17 protein-coding genes and 1 tRNA gene are annotated in these 17,383 nt (G+C 63.1%); 5 read left to right on the top strand and 13 right to left on the bottom strand.

Translation table 11 applies throughout. The annotated features are described in order from the left end of the window. Window positions 1–12: 12 nt before the first annotated feature. Window positions 13–1,095, bottom strand: a complete 1,083-nt coding sequence (locus tag ABR989_RS03630) for a lytic transglycosylase domain-containing protein (protein WP_428125782.1) — start codon at window positions 1,093–1,095, stop codon at window positions 13–15. A gap of 104 nt (window positions 1,096–1,199) precedes the next feature. After that, window positions 1,200–1,709, bottom strand: a complete 510-nt coding sequence (locus ABR989_RS03625) for a hypothetical protein (protein ID WP_428125781.1) — start codon at window positions 1,707–1,709, stop codon at window positions 1,200–1,202. 160 nt (window positions 1,710–1,869) lie between these two features. On the opposite strand from ABR989_RS03625, the gene aroA reads away from it, so the two are divergent. From aroA to ABR989_RS03610, 3 genes are all read left to right on the top strand, one after another. Further along, window positions 1,870–3,147 (top strand): 3-phosphoshikimate 1-carboxyvinyltransferase, encoded by a 1,278-nt coding sequence (aroA, locus tag ABR989_RS03620; protein WP_428125780.1) that lies wholly within the window; start codon window positions 1,870–1,872, stop codon window positions 3,145–3,147. A 51-nt stretch (window positions 3,148–3,198) separates the two neighbouring features. Continuing rightward, window positions 3,199–4,071: a hypothetical protein gene (locus tag ABR989_RS03615; RefSeq protein ID WP_428125779.1), complete on the top strand. Its 873-nt coding sequence runs from the start codon at window positions 3,199–3,201 to the stop codon at window positions 4,069–4,071. Between the two features lie 138 nt (window positions 4,072–4,209). Beyond that, complete coding sequence (locus ABR989_RS03610; protein WP_428125777.1) at window positions 4,210–4,581, top strand: hypothetical protein; 372 nt, start codon at window positions 4,210–4,212, stop codon at window positions 4,579–4,581. 499 nt (window positions 4,582–5,080) lie between these two features. Here the strand turns inward: ABR989_RS03610 and atpC are convergent, their stop codons facing one another. From atpC to ABR989_RS03570, 8 genes are all read right to left on the bottom strand, one after another. Further along, window positions 5,081–5,503 (bottom strand): ATP synthase F1 subunit epsilon, encoded by a 423-nt coding sequence (gene atpC, locus ABR989_RS03605; protein WP_428125776.1) that lies wholly within the window; start codon window positions 5,501–5,503, stop codon window positions 5,081–5,083. A 16-nt stretch (window positions 5,504–5,519) separates the two neighbouring features. Continuing rightward, entirely contained in the window at window positions 5,520–6,947 is a 1,428-nt protein-coding gene (gene atpD / locus ABR989_RS03600) for a F0F1 ATP synthase subunit beta (protein ID WP_428125775.1), read from the bottom strand. A gap of 45 nt (window positions 6,948–6,992) precedes the next feature. Continuing rightward, a complete protein-coding gene (gene atpG / locus ABR989_RS03595) occupies window positions 6,993–7,895 on the bottom strand; it encodes an ATP synthase F1 subunit gamma (protein ID WP_428125774.1) in 903 nt (300 codons plus the stop codon). An 18-nt stretch (window positions 7,896–7,913) separates the two neighbouring features. Then, entirely contained in the window at window positions 7,914–9,455 is a 1,542-nt protein-coding gene (gene atpA, locus ABR989_RS03590; protein ID WP_428125772.1) for a F0F1 ATP synthase subunit alpha, read from the bottom strand. Between the two features lie 20 nt (window positions 9,456–9,475). Next, the gene (atpH, locus tag ABR989_RS03585; protein WP_428125771.1) at window positions 9,476–10,009 is read right to left on the bottom strand and encodes an ATP synthase F1 subunit delta; all 534 of its coding nucleotides are present in this window, start codon (window positions 10,007–10,009) and stop codon (window positions 9,476–9,478) included. Then, the gene (locus tag ABR989_RS03580; protein ID WP_428125769.1) at window positions 10,006–10,581 is read right to left on the bottom strand and encodes a F0F1 ATP synthase subunit B; all 576 of its coding nucleotides are present in this window, start codon (window positions 10,579–10,581) and stop codon (window positions 10,006–10,008) included. Before ABR989_RS03580 ends, atpH begins: the two co-directional genes overlap by 4 nt. 21 nt (window positions 10,582–10,602) lie before the next feature. Next, a complete protein-coding gene (locus ABR989_RS03575; RefSeq protein WP_428125768.1) occupies window positions 10,603–11,064 on the bottom strand; it encodes a F0F1 ATP synthase subunit B in 462 nt (153 codons plus the stop codon). 94 nt (window positions 11,065–11,158) lie between these two features. Beyond that, a complete protein-coding gene (locus ABR989_RS03570) occupies window positions 11,159–11,695 on the bottom strand; it encodes a bactofilin family protein (protein WP_428125767.1) in 537 nt (178 codons plus the stop codon). Window positions 11,696–11,909: 214 nt separating this feature from the next. Here ABR989_RS03570 and ABR989_RS03565 point away from each other — a divergent pair, with 214 nt between their 5' ends. Further along, complete coding sequence (locus tag ABR989_RS03565; RefSeq protein ID WP_428125766.1) at window positions 11,910–12,350, top strand: PPOX class F420-dependent oxidoreductase; 441 nt, start codon at window positions 11,910–11,912, stop codon at window positions 12,348–12,350. Between the two features lie 68 nt (window positions 12,351–12,418). Here the strand turns inward: ABR989_RS03565 and ABR989_RS03560 are convergent, their stop codons facing one another. Continuing rightward, on the bottom strand, window positions 12,419–12,664 hold the full coding sequence (locus tag ABR989_RS03560; protein WP_428125764.1) for a hypothetical protein: 246 nt from the start codon (window positions 12,662–12,664) through the stop codon (window positions 12,419–12,421). On the opposite strand from ABR989_RS03560, the gene miaB reads away from it, so the two are divergent. Further along, complete coding sequence (gene miaB, locus ABR989_RS03555; protein WP_428125762.1) at window positions 12,617–14,167, top strand: tRNA (N6-isopentenyl adenosine(37)-C2)-methylthiotransferase MiaB; 1,551 nt, start codon at window positions 12,617–12,619, stop codon at window positions 14,165–14,167. The two genes, ABR989_RS03560 and miaB, sit on opposite strands and share 48 nt — an antisense overlap. A gap of 189 nt (window positions 14,168–14,356) precedes the next feature. Here the strand turns inward: miaB and ABR989_RS03550 are convergent, their stop codons facing one another. Next, complete coding sequence (locus ABR989_RS03550; RefSeq protein ID WP_428125761.1) at window positions 14,357–17,041, bottom strand: SBBP repeat-containing protein; 2,685 nt, start codon at window positions 17,039–17,041, stop codon at window positions 14,357–14,359. Window positions 17,042–17,219: 178 nt separating this feature from the next. Beyond that, window positions 17,220–17,296, bottom strand: a tRNA-Pro gene (locus tag ABR989_RS03545). Window positions 17,297–17,383: the final 87 nt, after the last annotated feature.

The raw sequence follows: 17,383 nt of genomic DNA, 5'->3' as shown, positions 1-17,383 counted from the left end.
CCCGCGCGGCGATCAGGTGTTCTGCGCGACAGTCTTTTTTGAATGATGGGTCTTCGACGAAGCCTGGTGAAGATGTGACGCGTGCGACTTCTTCGAGCGCTTCGGCGCGAAGTCGGTCTTGATTGGCGCAGGCCGAATCGCCGGCTCGTCCTCGATGCCCGGGAAATACTTGGCCTCGTAGCGATGCACCTGCAAGGCGGCAAGGAATTCCGCATAGTAGTTTTTTACGGCGAAGCCGAAATGCGGTCCCTGGTAGTGCTGGACCATTTGGCAATAGTCGCCGCCGTAAATCCCCGCTGCGCGCGCCACTCCGCCCGTGCCGTAGTTGTACGCCGTAATCGCCAGCGGCCAATCGCCGAGCGTCTCGTAGTTTGATCGCAACAGCTTGGCCGCCGCGAGCGTCTCGCGCTCCGGGTTGAGGCGATCGTCGTGATAGCGCGTGATTTTCATGTAATGCTTGCCGGTGTCACGCGTGAACTGCCAGATTCCAACCGCGCCCGCACTCGATCGCGAAGCGCCGTGGAAGCCCGACTCGACGTGCGCCAGCGTCACCAGCTCGGGCGGGAGCCCCGCGGTCCGGAAGATCCGCTCCATCGTCGGTATGTAGTATCGGCTCCGCAGCAGCCCGTCGTGGAATTGTTCGCGCAGTCCTTCCTGCACGCGCAAGTTCTGCGCCGCAACGGCATAGGCGCTCGGCGGCTCGCCCTTGAACATCGCGGCGACCTGGCGCTCTTCATAGTCCGAAGGTTCGCGCCCGGTCGCGAGGCGACTGAGAATTTCGCCATATTTTATTTTGAGATAGTCGTTCGCCCAGTCGATATCGCCGCGGGTCGGCTGACCGTCGCCGGGAAGATGAAACACCCGGTAGATACGCCGCACATTGTCGCGATCGACGACCGCGAAGTCGCGCGCCGAGTACGCGGTAAAAACATTGACCCAGAAATCGACGTTGGGCTCGATCGAAGCCGGACGCGGAAATGGGAGTTTGGTCTCCGACGACGCGTTGGGCGGGGCCGCAAAGCCAAATGCGATCGCGAGCGCAAACGCTGCGATTACTTTGACTATTCGGTTTGCCGGCAGCTTCGCTTCGAACAACGCCTTCTTCCTCGCGCTCTATGAATTAGCTCTCGTTGCTCCCATAGTCAACAAATTAGATGCCCGGGCGCCAACTATTGCGCCGCGTTCGATCGGCGGCGGTGTCAGTAATTGTTATTCGCGTTGTAGCTGGTATCCAGCCCCGTACCATTGTTGCTGAACGAGCTGGCCGGAAAGCGATCCGCCGCCGCCGACAGCTCGCTATGCTCGGTGAATCGATCCTGTTCGGGGAATTTACCGGATGAATCGCCGAATCTGTCCGACGCGTCGGCGTCAAGACGGGACACAGGCCAGCACCTTGCCCCGGTCGAGCCACTCGCTGCCGAGCCCGCCCGCGATTCGAAATCCGCGCCCGCGCTGGAAGCCGACGCGGCCCCAGCCCTGTCGCTCCAACTGCCGCCCAATCCGCTGGCTCCCCAAGTGCTCGAGCCTGCGCCGATGTCGCTCGAACCGATTGAGGAAGGCGAAATGCTGGTGCCCATCGAGCCGCCCGCAGTCCCGACTCCCGCCGTCGTGGGCGCATACTCGCCCATCGTCTGCGCGTCGGCGTGCGGCGCGAATAGTGCGAGCATCGCAATCAGCACGGCTGGCACAATCAGCTTGATGAGTCTCATGGCGTTCGACCTCCCCTGAGCCTACTGCCAGTAACGTTCGATACTCTAGTCGTAGCATCACGTACGTGGCAATAACCGGGTAACGCGGGCCTGCGTGGGCGCCCGTGCTTGTGACCAGTCAACGCGCGCGGTTAATCTGACATAGATACTCAAGAAAACCGTGGACGAAATCGAAATCACTCCCCTGACCGGCCCGCTCGACGCCCGCGTTGTGCTGCCGGGCTCCAAGAGCATCACGAATCGCGCGATGGTTCTGGCCGCGCTGGCGCAGGGACGCTCGGTCATCGACTCAGTTCTGTTGAGCGACGACACGCGCTACATGAGCGACGCGCTGAGGGTGATGGGCTTTACGGTCGAGATTGACGAGTCGGCGCGCAGAATTACAGTCAGCGGGCGCGGCGGGACGATCCCGGCGCACGGCGGCGAGATCTTCGTCGGTGGCGCCGGCACCGTGATGCGATTTATCGTCGCGATGGTCACGCTCGGCGAGGGACGCTTTCGGATCGACGGAAATCAGCGGATGCGTCAGCGTCCGATCGGTCCGCAGCTCGACGCGATGCAGCGGCTGGGCGCGAGCGTTTACAGCGAGCGCAACAACCATTGTCCGCCGGTGATAGTCGATGCGTCGCGGGCACGCTTCGAAGGCGGCGAAACTTCGATCGACGCGCGCGTGTCGTCGCAATTCGTCTCGGCGATGCTGATGCCGGCGCCGATTTGGAAGGCCGGCCTCAAGCTCCGGGTGATCGGCGATGCTGCGCGGCCTTTTATCGACATGACGCTGCGACTGATGGAGGCATGGGGAGCGCACAGCTCTGTCGAAGGCGAAATGATCGTTGTGCCCGGCGGTCAGTGGTATCGCGCGCAGCGTTTCGTCGTCGAGCCGGACGCGTCGAGCGCGAGCTATTTTGCGGCGGCCGCGGCTCTCGTCGGCGGGAAGGTGCGAATCGAGGGCCTCACGTCGAACTCGGTCCAGGGCGACATCGGTTTTCTTGGCGTGCTTCAGCAAATGGGCGCCCGCGTCACGTGGCATCCCGACCACGTCGAGATCGCGGGAACCGGGCGGCTTGTCGGCGTCGACGTCGCGATGAATTCGATGCCGGACATGGCGCCGACGCTCGCCGCGATTGCCCCGTTTGCCTCCTCGCCGACCAAGATCCGCAATGTCGCGTTCATCCGGCATCACGAAAGCGATCGCATCCGCGCGCTCGCGACCGAACTGAGGCGGCTGGGTGCGGCGGTCATCGAGAGCGATGACGGACTCGAGATTGCGCCGTCCGCGATGCGTCCGGCGGTCATCGAGACCTACGACGATCATCGAATCGCGATGAGTTTTTCGGTGACGGGGCTGAAGCTCGGCGGCCTGAAGATCAAAGATCCCGGATGCGTCGCGAAGACGTTCCCGGATTTTTTCGATCGCCTCGCTGCACTGAAAAACTGAGGACCGGATCGTTGGCGCGCTTGCGCCAAAGCCCGGTGAAATAGTGAAAAAGTGAAAACGAATCCGGATCGGTTCGTCCTCGGCTTCGTCAAATTTCTGGGTACGCCGTTGTGCATCGCCGCGATCCTCGCCGCGATGGTCGCGTTCACTCGTGCGCGCGACGGGAATTGGGAGCAAGCGGCGTTGGCCGCGTCGGTCGCGCTGGCGTGCGGGGGAGCCGGCTTCGGAGCGATATGGTGGGTCCGATTCCACGCGCGGGCTGCCGATCCTTCCGAGCGATTGCGCGCGTTGAATCCCGCCGCGCCGTGGATGTGGCGCGAGGACTGGGCCCGCCACGAGGTCCGCACTTCGGCGCGGCGCGACGCGAATCGACTGACGATCATAGCGATCGCGTGGTGCGTCGCGACGTTTCCCATCTTCTTTATTGTGCCCCACCGCGCGATCCGAAGCGCCGACTACTTCGCGATACCGTCTTTGATATTCCCGCTGATCGGCGTCGTCATGATGGCGTGGGCGATGCGAATCCGGATGCGAATCCGCCAATACGGCGAGTCGTGGTTCGTGATGGCTTCCGTGCCGGGCCAAATCGGCGGTTCGCTTGCCGGATCGATTCATGTCGACAAGCCGCTGACGGCCGGACAACAGGTCGCGCTCGAACTCGCCTGCATCAACCGCACGACGCGCGGAACCTGGCACAGTCTCACGACCTGGGACTGGATTTTGTGGCACGCTGAGCAAACTTCGATGAGCGATTCGACGGGATCGATTCCGGTCGCATTCCTGATCGCGTCGGATTGCCGCCCGACCGACGATTCGAATCCAAAAAGCCGAATCGTATGGCGTCTCGGCGCGAAGGCGCCCGGCGCCGCCGGTGGATACCGCGCTGAATTCGAAGTGCCGGTGTTCCGAATCGGTTCCTCTTAAGCCTAAGTCTGCGAAGGGCCGCGGTTAAAGCGCGAATGTTTCACGTGAAACACTGCTCGCCTTAAACTTGGCACAGTAGTATAAGAGCGCTTTGGCGTTGTAGCGAACTCAACTTATCAACCTAGGGAGAACATGCGCATGGCATCTCGTAAACAGATAGGGGAATTTTCGTTCAAGTTCACCACGATCACCTGCATTCCCGGGCCAGCAGGTAGCGTACTTAACCAAGTGACTTGGGAAGGGACGGCGACGGGATTTGGGGCGGTCTTCAGCACGCTAACCTTCGTCGGCGGCAACAAGAGCGGGAGTTACAGTGAGTGTGGGACGGCATTCCTGGACAATGGCGACGGTCTCAGCGGCATCGGTCAGGGGACCTATGAGGGTAACGGGAAAAACAAGTGGCACACGGCGGGCTTTTTGCAGATCTCCGATGGCCGCAGGATCGCTAGCGAGGGTGAGATAGACCTGGCCTCGCGGTCGTATAAGGGGAAGCTATTCGAGATGAGCTGAGCCATCGCGGTCAAGCTCTCCAAGGCGCGCCTGACTGAGTTAATCCCACAGGAGTCAAGTGAACTACGGCGCGGTCGGCCGGCTGTCGGCCGACCGCGCTTCATCGCAGACGTGCGCGGGCTCGCGCACGGCCGATGCCGGATTCTGCCACTGCGGACTGTCATGTTTAGGGAAGGGCAATTTATACCACCTGTTGTGGTCCAAGGACGACTATACCACCAATGATAGTTTCGTTCCGTCAAAATTAATTTTTCGCAAGCGGAGGTTGCTCGATGAACAGCAATCGTCGCGGCGATGAAGCTGCGTCCGGTGATTTCGGACAAATGTGCGTGAGGAGTTGACCTGAGTGTTGTCCATAGCCGATCGCATAGCACGCGGGGGACGGTGCGGGCAGGCTGAATAGTTCATCCCAGAACCTGTAAGGGAGAGGACGAAGGTGGTATCCGGGATTCTTCGCCGCAGCGGCTCAGAATGACACCAACCGGAGTCAGGCGCCGAGCTAGCGCGGGGCGGGTTTCAGGGCGGCGGCTTCAACTCGGGCACGGGCGAGCATCAGGGCTTCCTGGGCGGGGGCGTAGTCGGGATCGTAGAAGCTCAAATTTGAAAACTTCTCGTCGGCATCCCGCACTTGCGCGGCCGCGGCGCTGGCGTCGATGCTCTCGGGCGATTCGGCGCTGCTCGCCAGCACGGTCATCACGCCGTCTTTCACTTCGGCGAAGCCGCCCGACACAACCCAGTGCATCGCCTCGCCGTCGGGCAGGCGCGCCTCCAGCACTCCGGGCACAAGCGACGTGATGAAGTTGATGTGATCGGGTAGAACTCCGAATTCGCCGAGCGGGCCAATCGCCGAGACTTCCTCGGCTTGTCCTTCGGCGACCATGCCGGTGGGTGTGACGAGTGTGAATGAGAACGTCGCAGCCATCGCGGACTCCGGTTGCCTAGCGCGCTTCGCCGCGGGCGAGGCGTTCGGCCTTCTCGCGCGCGTCTTCGATGGTGCCGACCAGGTAGAAGGCCTGCTCGGGCAGGTCGTCGCATTTGCCGTCGAGGATTTCGGCGAAGCCGCGCACGGTATCCTTGCGCGTGACGTACTTGCCGGGCTGATTGGTGAACGGCTCCGCGACGAACATCGCCTGTGACAGGAAGCGCTCGACGCGGCGCGCGCGCGCGACCACGGTCTTGTCATCGGCCGACAATTCTTCCATCCCGAGGATCGCGATGATGTCCTGCAAGTCCTTGTAGCGCTGCAGAATGGCCTGCACGCGGCGCGCGACGTCGTAGTGTTCGTCGCCCACCACTTGCGGGTCGAGAATTCGCGAGGTCGAACCGAGCGGATCGACGGCGGGAAAAATCGCCTTCTCGAAAATCTTGCGATCGAGCGCGGTGACGGCGTCCAGATGGGTGAAGGTGGTGGCCGGCGCGGGGTCGGTGTAGTCGTCGGCGGGAACGTAGATGGCCTGCACGGAGGTGATCGCGCCCTTCTTGGTGGTGGTGATGCGCTCCTGGAGCTCGCCCATGTCGGTGCCCAGCGTGGGCTGGTAGCCGACGGCGCTGGGCATGCGGCCGAGCAACGCGGAGACTTCGGAGTTGGCCTGCACGAAGCGGAAAATATTATCGATGAAGAAGATGACGTCCTTGCCTTCTTCGTCGCGGAAATATTCGGCGACCGTGACTCCGGTCAGCGCGACGCGGGCGCGCGCGCCGGGCGATTCGTTCATCTGGCCGTACACCAGGGCGGTTTTTGCGATGACGCCCGACTCCGTCAGCTCGCGATAGAGGTCGTTGCCCTCGCGCGAGCGCTCGCCGACGCCGGCAAACACCGACACGCCGCCGTGCTGCTTGGCGACGTTGTTGATGAGTTCGAGGATGGTGACGGTCTTGCCGACGCCGGCTCCGCCGAACAGACCGATCTTCCCGCCGCGTGCGAACGGGCAAATCAGGTCGATGACCTTGATGCCGGTCTCGAGGATTTCGGCCTCGACGGCCTGGTCGGCGAAGGCGGGAGCGTCGCGATGAATCGGCATCAGCGACTTGCCCTGAATTGGCCCGCGCTCATCGATCGCATTTCCCGTGACGTTCATGATGCGCCCGAGCGTGCCCGGCCCGACCGGCACCGAGATTGGCGCGCCGGTGTTGGCGGCTTCCATCCCGCGCACCAGCCCGTCGGTCGAGTCCATCGCGATGCATCGCACGGTGTTTTCGCCGAGATGCTGCTGCACTTCGAGCACGAGGTTGCCGGCCACGTCGCTGATCGACGGGTTGCTGACGCGCAGCGCCGAGAAAATCGGCGGCAAGGCGCCGGGGCCGAACTCGACGTCAACGACGTTGCCGAGCACCTGGTTGATTCGTCCTGGAGCGGTCTGACTCATAAACGGTGATATCCCCGTGTGATTTCGATTTCTGCCTTGCGCACTTTAACGCAACGCCTCTGCGCCGCCGACTATGTCCATCAGCTCGCGCGTGATCTGGGCCTGGCGGGCGCGATTCATCTCGAGCGTGAGCGACGAGATCATCTCGATGGCATTGTTGGTCGCACTGTCCATCGCGGTCATTCGCGCACCCTGCTCGCTGGCCTCGGCCTCGAGCAGCGCGTGATAGACGGCGGCTTCGAGATATCCGCGCAGCACGACCGGCGCCAGTTCGGCGCGCGACGGCTCGACGAGATAGTCGATTTTCGGCGCGCCGGTTTTGGGCATCGCGCCATCAACGCTCGCGCCATCCTGGATACCGGCGTCGCCAGGCGGCTTGACCGGCAGCAGGCGCTCGTAAACCGCCTTCTGCGTGACGGCGGATTGGAAATGAGTATAGACGATGCCGGCCTCGTCGATCGCGCCGGAGCTGTAATCGGCGAGCATCCTGGCGGCGATATCGCGCGCGAGAGCGATCGTGGCCAGGCGCGGCAAATTATCGACTCGCGACAGCGCGACCGGCACCCCGGAGCGCTTGAAATGATCGACGGCTTTCTTGCCGACTGCGAACAGTTCGATCTCGAATCCCGCGCCGCGGATTTCGCGCCGCGCCGCTTCGGCCGCACGGAACAGGTACGAGTTGTAGCCGCCGGCCAGCCCACGATCGGACGCGACCACCACCAGCATCGATCTCTTTTGCGCACCCTCGACCGGGCCGACCGAGATTCCTTCCGAGGTGAGCAGGGAATCCGCGACTCGCGCCAGCGCTTCGCTGTACGGCAGTGAGTTGGCGAGTGCTTCCTGCGCGCGCCTCAAGCGCGCGGCCGAAACCAGTTTCAGCGCGCGCGTGATCTGCTGCGTCGATTTGGCCGACGCGATCCGGCGCCGGATTGCCTTGAGTGATGCCATCGTCGAACGCTATCGCGACTACGCCGGCTGCGGCGCGGCCGACTTGTTTTCGGCCAGGAACGATTGTTCGTAGGCGTCGAGTCCGGCCTTAAGTTTTTTCGTCAGCTCGTCGGAAATCTGTTTTTGGTCCCGGATTTCGGCGAGCAAGCCGGCGTGGCGCGAGTCGAAGTTCGTGTACAGTCCCGCCTCGAACGGCCGAATCTGCTCGACCGAGAGTTTGTCGAAGTAGCCCTCTCGCGCGGCGAAAATGATCAGCACCTCTTTCTCCATCGGCAGCGGACTGTACTGATTCTGCTTGAGCATCTCGGTCAGCCGCGCGCCGCGGGCGAGCAGGCGCTGCGACGACGCGTCGAGGTCGGATCCGAACTGCGCGAACGCCGCCATCTCCCGGTACTGCGCGAGGTCGAGCTTGAGCGTGCCTGCAACCTGCTTGATCGCCTTGACCGCGGCCGAGAATCCAACGCGCGACACCGACAGCCCGACGTTGACGGCGGGACGCACGTTGGAGTTGAAGAGATCTTTATCGAGAATTATCTGGCCGTCGGTGATCGAGATGACGTTAGTCGGAATGTACGCCGACACGTCGCCTTCCTGGGTCTCGATTACGGGCAGCGCGGTCAGCGACCCGCCGCCCATCTCGTCGCTCATCTTGGCGGCGCGCTCGAGCAGGCGCGAATGCAGATAGAAGACGTCGCCGGGGTAAGCCTCGCGGCCGGGCGGGCGGCGCAGCAGCAGCGACAACTGGCGATAGGCCTGCGCGTGCTTGCTCAAATCGTCGTACACCAGCAGCGCATGCTTGCCGGTGTCGCGAAAATACTCGCCCATCGTGCAGCCGCTGTAGGGCGCGATGAACTGGAGCGGGGCGGCCTCCGACGCGGTCGCAGCGATGACCGTGGTGAACTCCATCGCGCCGGAGCTTGTGAGGCGCTGGACAACTTGCGCGACGGTCGAGCGCTTCTGCCCAATCGCCACGTAAAAGCAATGCATGTTCTGGCCGCGCTGGTTGATGATGGTATCGATGGCGATTGCGGTTTTGCCGGTCTGACGATCGCCGATTATCAGTTCGCGCTGTCCGCGTCCGATCACCAGCATCGTGTCGATAGCCTTGATGCCGGTCTGCAGCGGCTCCTTGACGGGCTGGCGGCGGATGATACCGGGCGCCTTGATTTCGATTCGCCGCGTCGCGGACGACTTGATCGGCCCCTTGTCGTCGATCGGCTGTCCGAGCGCGTTGACGATGCGGCCGAGCAGGCCCTCGCCGACGGGCACTTCGGCGATTCTGCCGGTGCGCTTGACCTCGTCGCCTTCCTGGATGTCCTGGGGATCGCCGAACAGCACGGCGCCGACGTTGTCCTCCTCGAGGTTCAGCACCATCCCGAACATCTGATGCGGAAATTCGAGCAGCTCGCCGAGCGCGGCGTTCTGCAGTCCGTAGATTCGGGCGATACCGTCGCCGCAGGAGAGCACGCGGCCGGTTTCGCGCACCGAGATGCTGCCCTCAAAACCCTTGATCTCGTTTTTGAGGATTTCGCTGATTTCCGATGGTCTGATTTCCGCCATATGATGTCGTTTGTTCCCGGCTAGCCTGCAAGCCGGCGCTTTGCCTCCGCGAGGCGAGTTGCAAGGCTGCCGTCGTAGATTTTTCCGCCCAATTCCGCGGTCACGCCGCCGAGCAGCGCGGGGTCGATTTTCACGGTTGGAATAATTTTCAGCGCCGCGATCTTTTCGAGTCCGCCCACCACCCGCGCAACCTCCGCGTCCGACGGTTGAATCGCAAAGATCAGGGTCGCGCGCTCACGGCCCATCGCCCGATCGAGCAAGTCGCGATACGACTCGGCTATCGCGCCGAGCTCACGAATCCGCCCGTGGCGCGCGACCACCACCGCAAACGAGCGCAGCGGGAAGCTGAGATTGAGGCGCTCGGCAATTTTCGCCATCGCCTCCTGCCGCGATTGCTCGGCCAGCTCGGGCGATGCGAGGCGCTCGAGGAGCTCGGGCGAATCGACCATCGCGGCCAGCCGCTCGAGCTCGACGCCCCACTTTTCCTCGCTGCCCTTGTCCGCCAGATCGAGCAGGGCGCGCGCGTAGCGCCTGGCGACTCGCGAACCTTTCATTGCCGGTCACCCGGGGCAAGCTCGTCCATGAAGCCGTCGATGAGCCGGCCCTGGTCGGTGGTTTGAAAATTGCGCCCGATCAGATCGCGCGCCAGCGTCGCGGCGGATTCGGCAAGCTGCGCGCGCACGCGGCGGCGCGCCGCTTCTGAGAGCGCGGAACTGCTCATCGCGGTGTCGCGGTGGATTCGATCGGCCGTCGATTTCGCCAGCTCGGCGACCTTGCCGACCTGGAAAGCAGTTTCCCGTTCCAGTTCGTCCGCGACCTTCTTTAGTTCCGCCGCGAGCGCAGCCATCCGCGCCGCCGCCTTGTTGGCCAACTCCTCAGCTTCGGCGAATGCGCCTGCCGCGCGGGACAGGCCGGTGCGAATCGTGACGGCGCGATCGGCAAAGAACTTCCGCGCCGGAGGACCGGCGAAATAGACCAGCACCCCCACAAACAGGATGAAGTTGATCGCGAAGAAGGCCAGCGACAGCCATGAGCCGTGCTCCGCGCCCGCATCCTCGGCGGCAAAGGCGGCGGCCGGAAAAAAAGCGGCAGCGAAAATCGCCGCCGATGTGATCCACTTCTTCATCGGGTGTTGAATCAGTCGCGCTTAGTTGCTTTTGCCCGTCGCCGCGCCACCGCCGAGCGGGCGGCCCAGCACGCGTTCGGCAAGCTCGGACGCAAGGCTATGTCCCATCTGCTCGAGTTCTCGCTCGGCCGCCTTGAGCTCTGTTTCTATTTTGACCCGCGCCTGCTCGAGCATCTCCCGCGCCTCAGCCTTGGCCGCTTCCATCATTTGCACGGCTTCGGATTCGGCCTTGCGGCGCTCGGTCTCGCGCCGCGCGATTGCGCCCTGCCGGACTGCGGCGAGCCGCGCATCGCATTCCTCATGGGCTGCGCGAGCCTGCTTGATCAATCGCTCGGTGTTATCGTTCAAATCCTTGAATTTGCGCTCACGTTCGGAGAGCAGATTCAAGAAAGGGCGAAAAAATAATCGGCTGAATATAAACCAGAAAACCAGGAACGAAACAATCAGGGCAAAAAACGTCCCCCAATTCGGCGGGATATGCATGTTACGGCGTCTCCCCTGGGGGGATTTTCGGGATTCTCTCCATCATCGGAACCTGGGGAACGCGGACTATCCTGGCTGAACCGGCCGGGGCAATTCAGGCCTGCTTCAGCCCTCCGGCGGCCTGCACCACGCGCTCCTCCTTGGGGAATACTGTAACTTTGCGATCTTCGCGGATACCCTCGGGCTGCATCGAGCAATGCCCCTCGAACTGCGCGCCCTCCTGAACCGAAAGCACGGGCGCCGTAATGTTTCCGCTCACCTTCGCCGAAGGACGGATTTCGATTCGCTGGGTCGCGACGACATCGCCGCTGACCTTGCCCGCAATCGAGACCGAGGCGGCGCGTATCTGGGCGGTCACCACCGCGGACTCGCCAATCAAGAGGCTGTCCTTTGCGTTGATCTCGCCGTCGACCTCGCCGTCGATTCGCGCGGGGCCCTCGAACGAGATTTTGCCGATGATTTTCGATCCACGATCGAGATAGGCGCGTCCCTCGGACGAAGCAGGCCCGTTGGCTCGTGGAGGCACTGTGGAAGTCGATGATGCGGGCACAGGCGACGTCGACGAGGCATACGGCGCCGTGGTGGGTTGAATTTTTGGGTTCTTTTCCGGCTCTTTTGTGAACAGCGCCATCGCAAAATACTCCCTGGGCGCAATCGGGCGATTCCCCGCGCCGCATTCCAAGGTTTGAGCTTAAGCTTGCCTATTAACCCATGCAAATGTGGGTGTCAAATTTATCCGGCATCTTGTGGCTGATTGGCGTCCGGCCCATCTGGTCGCGACGGTTGCCTCGGGTGAGCGATCGTCTAATCTGGACCAGAGACCCGTCATTCAAGGAGTATCGCCGATGGCATCGAAAACGATCCCCGAGAATTATCTTGACCTCCTCACCTCCAAGAAGGCGCTTGCCATTATCGCCACCCTGATGCCCGACGGGTCGCCGCAAGTGACCCCCGTATGGTTCGACTACACCGACGGGAAAATCCGCATCAACACCGCGCGCGGAACGGTAAAAGCGCACAATATGAAGGTCGGCGCGAAGGTCGCCCTGGCCATCATCGATCCGGAAAATCCTTTCCGCTACCTGGGAATACGCGGACCGGTCGTCGGCGAAACCGAGAAGGGCGCCGACGCCCATATCGACAGCCTCACCAACAAGTACCTGGGGCTCGACAAGTATCCGTTCCGCCAGCCCGGCGTGGTCCGCGTCACCTACGTGATCGAGCCCGCATCCGTGCACACGATGGGCTACCACGCACCGGCCGTGGCGACGGCTGGCCAGCATTAAGAAACTGCGCGCCCGCGGCAGAGGCCGCGCCCGCCAGCGGCGGGCGGCCTTGACATTGGGTGCAGGGGTCACCCCTGCAATCGGGTTCCCGCCGGCGGCGGCGTCTCGATCGTCTCGCCGCACGTGGAACCGCAATCAGGGCATACGTACAGGTACTTGTCGCCCTGCGGCAGGACGAGCAGCAGGCGCTTGCGCACCTTCACTGCCCGCTTGCATTGCGGACACGCCAGCAGGGAAGCTTCCATCCGCTCGAACGATGGCCTGCGATGCTCTCGCATGTGCAGAAACTTAAACAGCGCGACGATTCCCGGCAACCCTCCCCTGGCCGTGGCGACGGCAGCGCAGTATTAAGCCGTTGGCAGTGGCCGCGCGCGACAACGGAGCGCGGCGTTAACGGTGGGTGCAGGGGTCACCCCTGCCGTTGTATCGACTCGCGGGCGTGGCCTAAGATTTCCTCCCGTCTTATGAATGATCGCGCTGCAAGTCATCCCCGTCCGCGGGTTTATCTGGAAACCTACGGATGTCAGATGAATGTCGCCGATTCGCAAACGGTCAGCGCCGTCTTGCGTCGCGCCGGTTACGTCAGCGCCGACGGGGCCGAAGATGCCGACGTGATCCTGCTCAACACCTGCGCTATTCGCGAGCATGCCGAAGAGCGCGTACTCGGGCGGCTCGGCGACCTGGCGCGAATCAAGCACGCGCGGCCTGAAGTCAAAATCGGGCTGCTCGGATGCATGGCGCAGCACAACCGCGTCGCGATCATGGAAAAGGCCGCGTTCCTCGACGTGGTCGCCGGGCCGGACAGTTATCGCCGCCTGCCCGAGATGCTCGGCCGCGCCGGCTATGACGCTTCGATCGACGTCCGCCTCGATCGCGCCGAGACTTACGCCGATATCACTCCCGACTACGGCGGCGGCGTTCGCGCTTACGTGACCGCGATGCGTGGATGCGACAAGTTCTGCGCGTTCTGCGTGGTGCCGTACGTGCGCGGCCGCGAGCGCTCGATTCCTCCGTCCGATCTGATGCGCGAGATTGGCGAACTCGCCGGGCGCGGTGTGAAAGAGGTCGTCCTGCTCGGACAAACCGTCAACGCTTACCGCTTCGGAGACACCGGCTTCGGCGCGCTGCTCAAGATGATCGCGTCGATCGGCGGGATCGAGCGGATTCGCTTCACGTCGCCGCATCCCAGCGACATGAGCGAGTCGGTCATCGAGGCGATGGCGACAGAGCCGAAGGTCCAGCCCCATCTGCATCTGCCGATCCAGTCGGGATCGGACAGGATTCTGGCCGCGATGGAACGCGGCTACACGGTTGCGGATTACCTAGACCTGGTTGCGCGCGTGCGCGCGGCAATTCCCGCGATCGCGCTTTCGACCGACATTATCGCCGGCTTTCACGGCGAGGAGGAGTCGGACTTCGAGGCGACGATCGCTGTCATGCGCGCGGTCGGCTACGACTCCGCCTTCATGTTCAACTATTCGGTGCGTGAGCATACCCGCGCCTTCCGGCTCGGCGATTCTGTCAGCGAGGAAGAGAAGGGCCGCAGGCTCACGGTATTGATCGCGCTCCAGGAGGAGATGTCGCTGGCGCGCAATCGCGCGATGGTCGGCCGGGAGTTCCCCGTGCTGGTCGAAGGACCGGCGCGGCGCGGCGGCGGCATGATGGCGGGCAAGACGCCGCAGTTCAAGACGGCAATCTTTGCCGTCGACACCGTCGCGGGCGACACCGTCAACGTGCGCGTCGATTCCGCCACCGGCCATTCGCTGATGTGCTCGATTAGCGCCCGATCGCTCCCGCCTATGAGCCCGTGCCGCTGAGGCTCACGTAGTGCGGGCTGGCCAGATCGCCAGCACCTGCGCTGACCCCGAGGGTCGCGCTCTCCGCTCCAACGATGCTCGGCGTGAACGTCATGGTGTAGGTGCAGCTCGAGGACGCCGCCAGCGAGGCTCCGCAGGTCCCGCCTGACAGGAAAGCCAATCGCTACAGCGGAGCGCTTGTCTGCCGTTCTATTTTTTCTTCTTGGCCTTTCCGGTTCCCGACAGCGAAACGGACTGCGGCGAGCCGATCACGTTGTCAACAATCTTCAGGCTTCCAGTCTGCCGCGTCGTGTTCGCCGGCGTGAAGGTCACCGATACCTTGCAGCTCTTGCCGGGTGCGAGCGTTTCTTCGCATCCCGACTTGACCGCGAACACCGGCGGCGATGCGCTCTCGCTCTCGATGCTCACCGCCAAACCTTTTTTCTTCTTACCCGCGTTCGTGATCGTGACCGTCTTGGGCGCGCTGGTGGTTCCGACTACCACCGTTTTTCCGAATACCAGCGAACTGGGACTGATAGTCAGCTTCGCCGAGATCGGAGTCGGTGTCGCAGTCGGGGTTTGAGTGGCAGTGGGAGTTGCCGTCGCGGTGGCGGTTGCTGTCGCTGTTGCGGTCGGCGTCGCGCTGGCGGTTGCCGTCGCGGTTTGAGTCGCCGTGGGAGATACGGTCGCTGTTGCCGTTGCGGTCGCAGTTGCTGTCGCCGATGCCGTCGCGGTGGCGCTGGCAGTGGCGGTCGCGGTCTGAGATGCGGTTGGCGTGGCGGTTAGCGTCGCGGTTGCTGTCGCCGTTGGAGTTGCGGTCGCCGTGGCGGTCGCCGTCGGTGTTGCAGTTGCGGTCGGCGTGGGGACAGCCGGCGGCTGGATGCCGATGAACAGAGGCTCGCCCAGTTCTGTCTGTGGACCGCTTATGGTGGCGGTGGGGGCCACGCTGTACGTCGCCGGCGAGCCGGTGATCCATCCGGAGCCTCCCGGCGGCGGATAGGTAAACACGCTCCCGGCGTCTTCATCCGCCACATAGATGTTGCCGCTGGAATCCAGCGCGATGCCTTGTGGGAACGTCAGGTCGGTGCCGGTGCCGCTGATAATGGCGGTGGGGGATTCGTTCCCGGAGCTGCTTCCCAGCGCCGGATAGGCAAACACGCTCTTGGCGCCGTAGTCCGCCACGTAGATGTTGCCGATGGAATCCAGCGCGATGCCTTGTGGGAACGTCAGGTCGGTCTTGGGCCCGCTGATGGCGTTGATTGCCCCGGTAATGAAGCAAGGTTTCGCAGAAGTGCAGCTCGGGCTTACCGCCGAATAGACAAGCACACTGACGGCCTCCAGGTCCGCCACGTAGATTTGGCCGCTGGAATCGAGCGCGATGCCGAATGGATAGCACAGGCCGGTGCCGCCTCCGCTGATGGTGGCGCTGGGGGAGGCGTCGCCGGTGCTCCCGGCCGGGTAGACATACACGCCCTCGGTGCCATCGCAATCACCGTCACCGGCGTCCGCCACATAGATGTTGCCGCTGGAATCCGCCGCGATGCCTTCTGGTTGGTTCAGGCCGGTGCTGCTCCCGCTGATGATGTTAAGGGGGGCGCCACTGCCGTTGCTCCCCGCCGGATAGACAAACACGCTGGGGGCGCCGCTTTCTTCACCATAACAGGCAGGGCAGTCCGCCACATAGATTTTGCCGCTGGAATCCAGCGCGATGCCTTGTGGGTAGCTCAGGCCGGTGGTCATGGTCGTGCTGATGGTGGCGGAGCTGGGATGGACATTGCCGCTGTTCCCCGCCGAATAGACAAACAGGCTCTCGGCGATTGCATCCGCCACATAGATGTTGCCGCTGGGATCCACCGCGATGCCTGCCGGGGAGATCAGGCCGGTATTGCTCCCGCTGATAAAGGTGCTGGGGGCGACGTTGGGATAACCGGCCTGGCTGGGGAGGTTGGGCCGGGAAGGATAGATAAACACGCTCTGGCCGCCGTAGTCCGCCACATAGATGTTGCCGAAGGAATCCAGCGCGATGCCGGTCGGGAGGTATAGGCGGGTGCTGCCACCGCTGATGGTGGCGGTGGGGGCCTCGTTGGGCAGCCCGGTGCTGCTTCCCAGCGGCAGAAAGACCAACACGCTCGAGCTGCCCCAATCCGCCACATATATGTAGCCGCTGGGATCCACCGCGATGCCGTATGGGGAGGTCAGGCTGGTGTTGCTCCCGCTGATGGTGGCGGAGGGCGTCACGTTGGGATAACCGGGCTGGCTGGGGAGGCTGGGCAGGGGAGGATAGACCGTCACGCCGGCGGCGCCCCAGTCCGCCACATAGATGTTGCCGAAGGTGGAATCCACCGCGATGCCTTGTGGGTGGTTCAGGCCGGTGTTGCTCCCGATGATGGTGGCGGAGGGCGTCACGTTGGGATAATTGGGCTGGCTGGGGAGGTTGGCCCGGGAAGGATAGACCGTCACGCTGTTGCTGCCGTAGTTCGCCACATAGATGTTGCCGAGGGAATCCCACGCGATGCCCGATGGACTGCTCAGGCCGGTGTTGCTCCCGCCGATGGTGGCGCTGGGGGAGGCGTCGCCTTTGCTCCCCTTGGCATAAATGGTGATGGTGTTGTTGCAGGCGTTGGTGGCGTAAATGTTCCCATTCGGATCAATGGCCACAAATTCCGGCTCGGCGAGGCCGGTAGGGACGGGGGCCAGCGGGGAGACATCGCCGTTGCTCGTGGCGGCATATGCCGTCACGGCGTGGCTGCACTTGTCCGTAACGAAGAGCGGCGCCGGGGTGGAGTCCGCGCTATAGGCGCGGCCTGAAGAACGATGAAGGCCGACAATCGCAAACGCGGCCACGCCGAGCATTGCGATCACGCCGATCCGCGCTTTCCCTGCATACTTGTTCATTTGCTTCTCATCCATGTTTGAAGAGGAAACCATGCAGCACAACTTAAACTGCTAACACTTCCGATGTTTACAAGTAAGCGAATTTTATACCAATATTGATAGCGTTTGCGCAAACCAAACCGTGGCGTGTCAGTGCAGGCGCGTGCCCGGACTCACCTATCGCAAAGGGGCCTTTAGTTGGTCGGGGTGGCCGGATTTGAACCGGCGACCACACGCACCCCAAGCGTGTGCGCTACCAGGCTGCGCCACACCCCGACGCGAGGAACGTCGCGCGAGCGGCAGGCCGCGTCACGCGAACGTCAGGCCGACACATTATATTTTCGCTCCCGGCAAGACCACACC

It is taken from the genome of Binatus soli (SeqCode), from assembly GCF_050015535.1.
Lineage (GTDB): Bacteria > Desulfobacterota > Binatia > Binatales > Binataceae > Binatus > Binatus soli.
Note: the sequence above shows the minus strand (reverse complement) of the source record. Positions and strands in the feature narration are given on the sequence as shown.

Coding starts and splice junctions, on each gene's coding strand:
- atpC (WP_428125776.1), bottom strand. CDS start 5,503: ATGGCTGCGACGTTCTCATTCACACTCGTCACACCCACCGGCATGGTC.
- atpG (WP_428125774.1), bottom strand. CDS start 7,895: ATGGCATCACTCAAGGCAATCCGGCGCCGGATCGCGTCGGCCAAATCG.
- ABR989_RS03570 (WP_428125767.1), bottom strand. CDS start 11,695: ATGGCGCTGTTCACAAAAGAGCCGGAAAAGAACCCAAAAATTCAACCC.
- atpD (WP_428125775.1), bottom strand. CDS start 6,947: ATGAGTCAGACCGCTCCAGGACGAATCAACCAGGTGCTCGGCAACGTC.
- ABR989_RS03575 (WP_428125768.1), bottom strand. CDS start 11,064: ATGCATATCCCGCCGAATTGGGGGACGTTTTTTGCCCTGATTGTTTCG.
- ABR989_RS03580 (WP_428125769.1), bottom strand. CDS start 10,581: ATGAAGAAGTGGATCACATCGGCGGCGATTTTCGCTGCCGCTTTTTTT.
- atpA (WP_428125772.1), bottom strand. CDS start 9,455: ATGGCGGAAATCAGACCATCGGAAATCAGCGAAATCCTCAAAAACGAG.
- ABR989_RS03550 (WP_428125761.1), bottom strand. CDS start 17,041: ATGAACAAGTATGCAGGGAAAGCGCGGATCGGCGTGATCGCAATGCTC.
- ABR989_RS03610 (WP_428125777.1), top strand. CDS start 4,210: ATGGCATCTCGTAAACAGATAGGGGAATTTTCGTTCAAGTTCACCACG.
- miaB (WP_428125762.1), top strand. CDS start 12,617: ATGCTCTCGCATGTGCAGAAACTTAAACAGCGCGACGATTCCCGGCAA.
- atpH (WP_428125771.1), bottom strand. CDS start 10,009: ATGAAAGGTTCGCGAGTCGCCAGGCGCTACGCGCGCGCCCTGCTCGAT.
- ABR989_RS03625 (WP_428125781.1), bottom strand. CDS start 1,709: ATGAGACTCATCAAGCTGATTGTGCCAGCCGTGCTGATTGCGATGCTC.
- ABR989_RS03565 (WP_428125766.1), top strand. CDS start 11,910: ATGGCATCGAAAACGATCCCCGAGAATTATCTTGACCTCCTCACCTCC.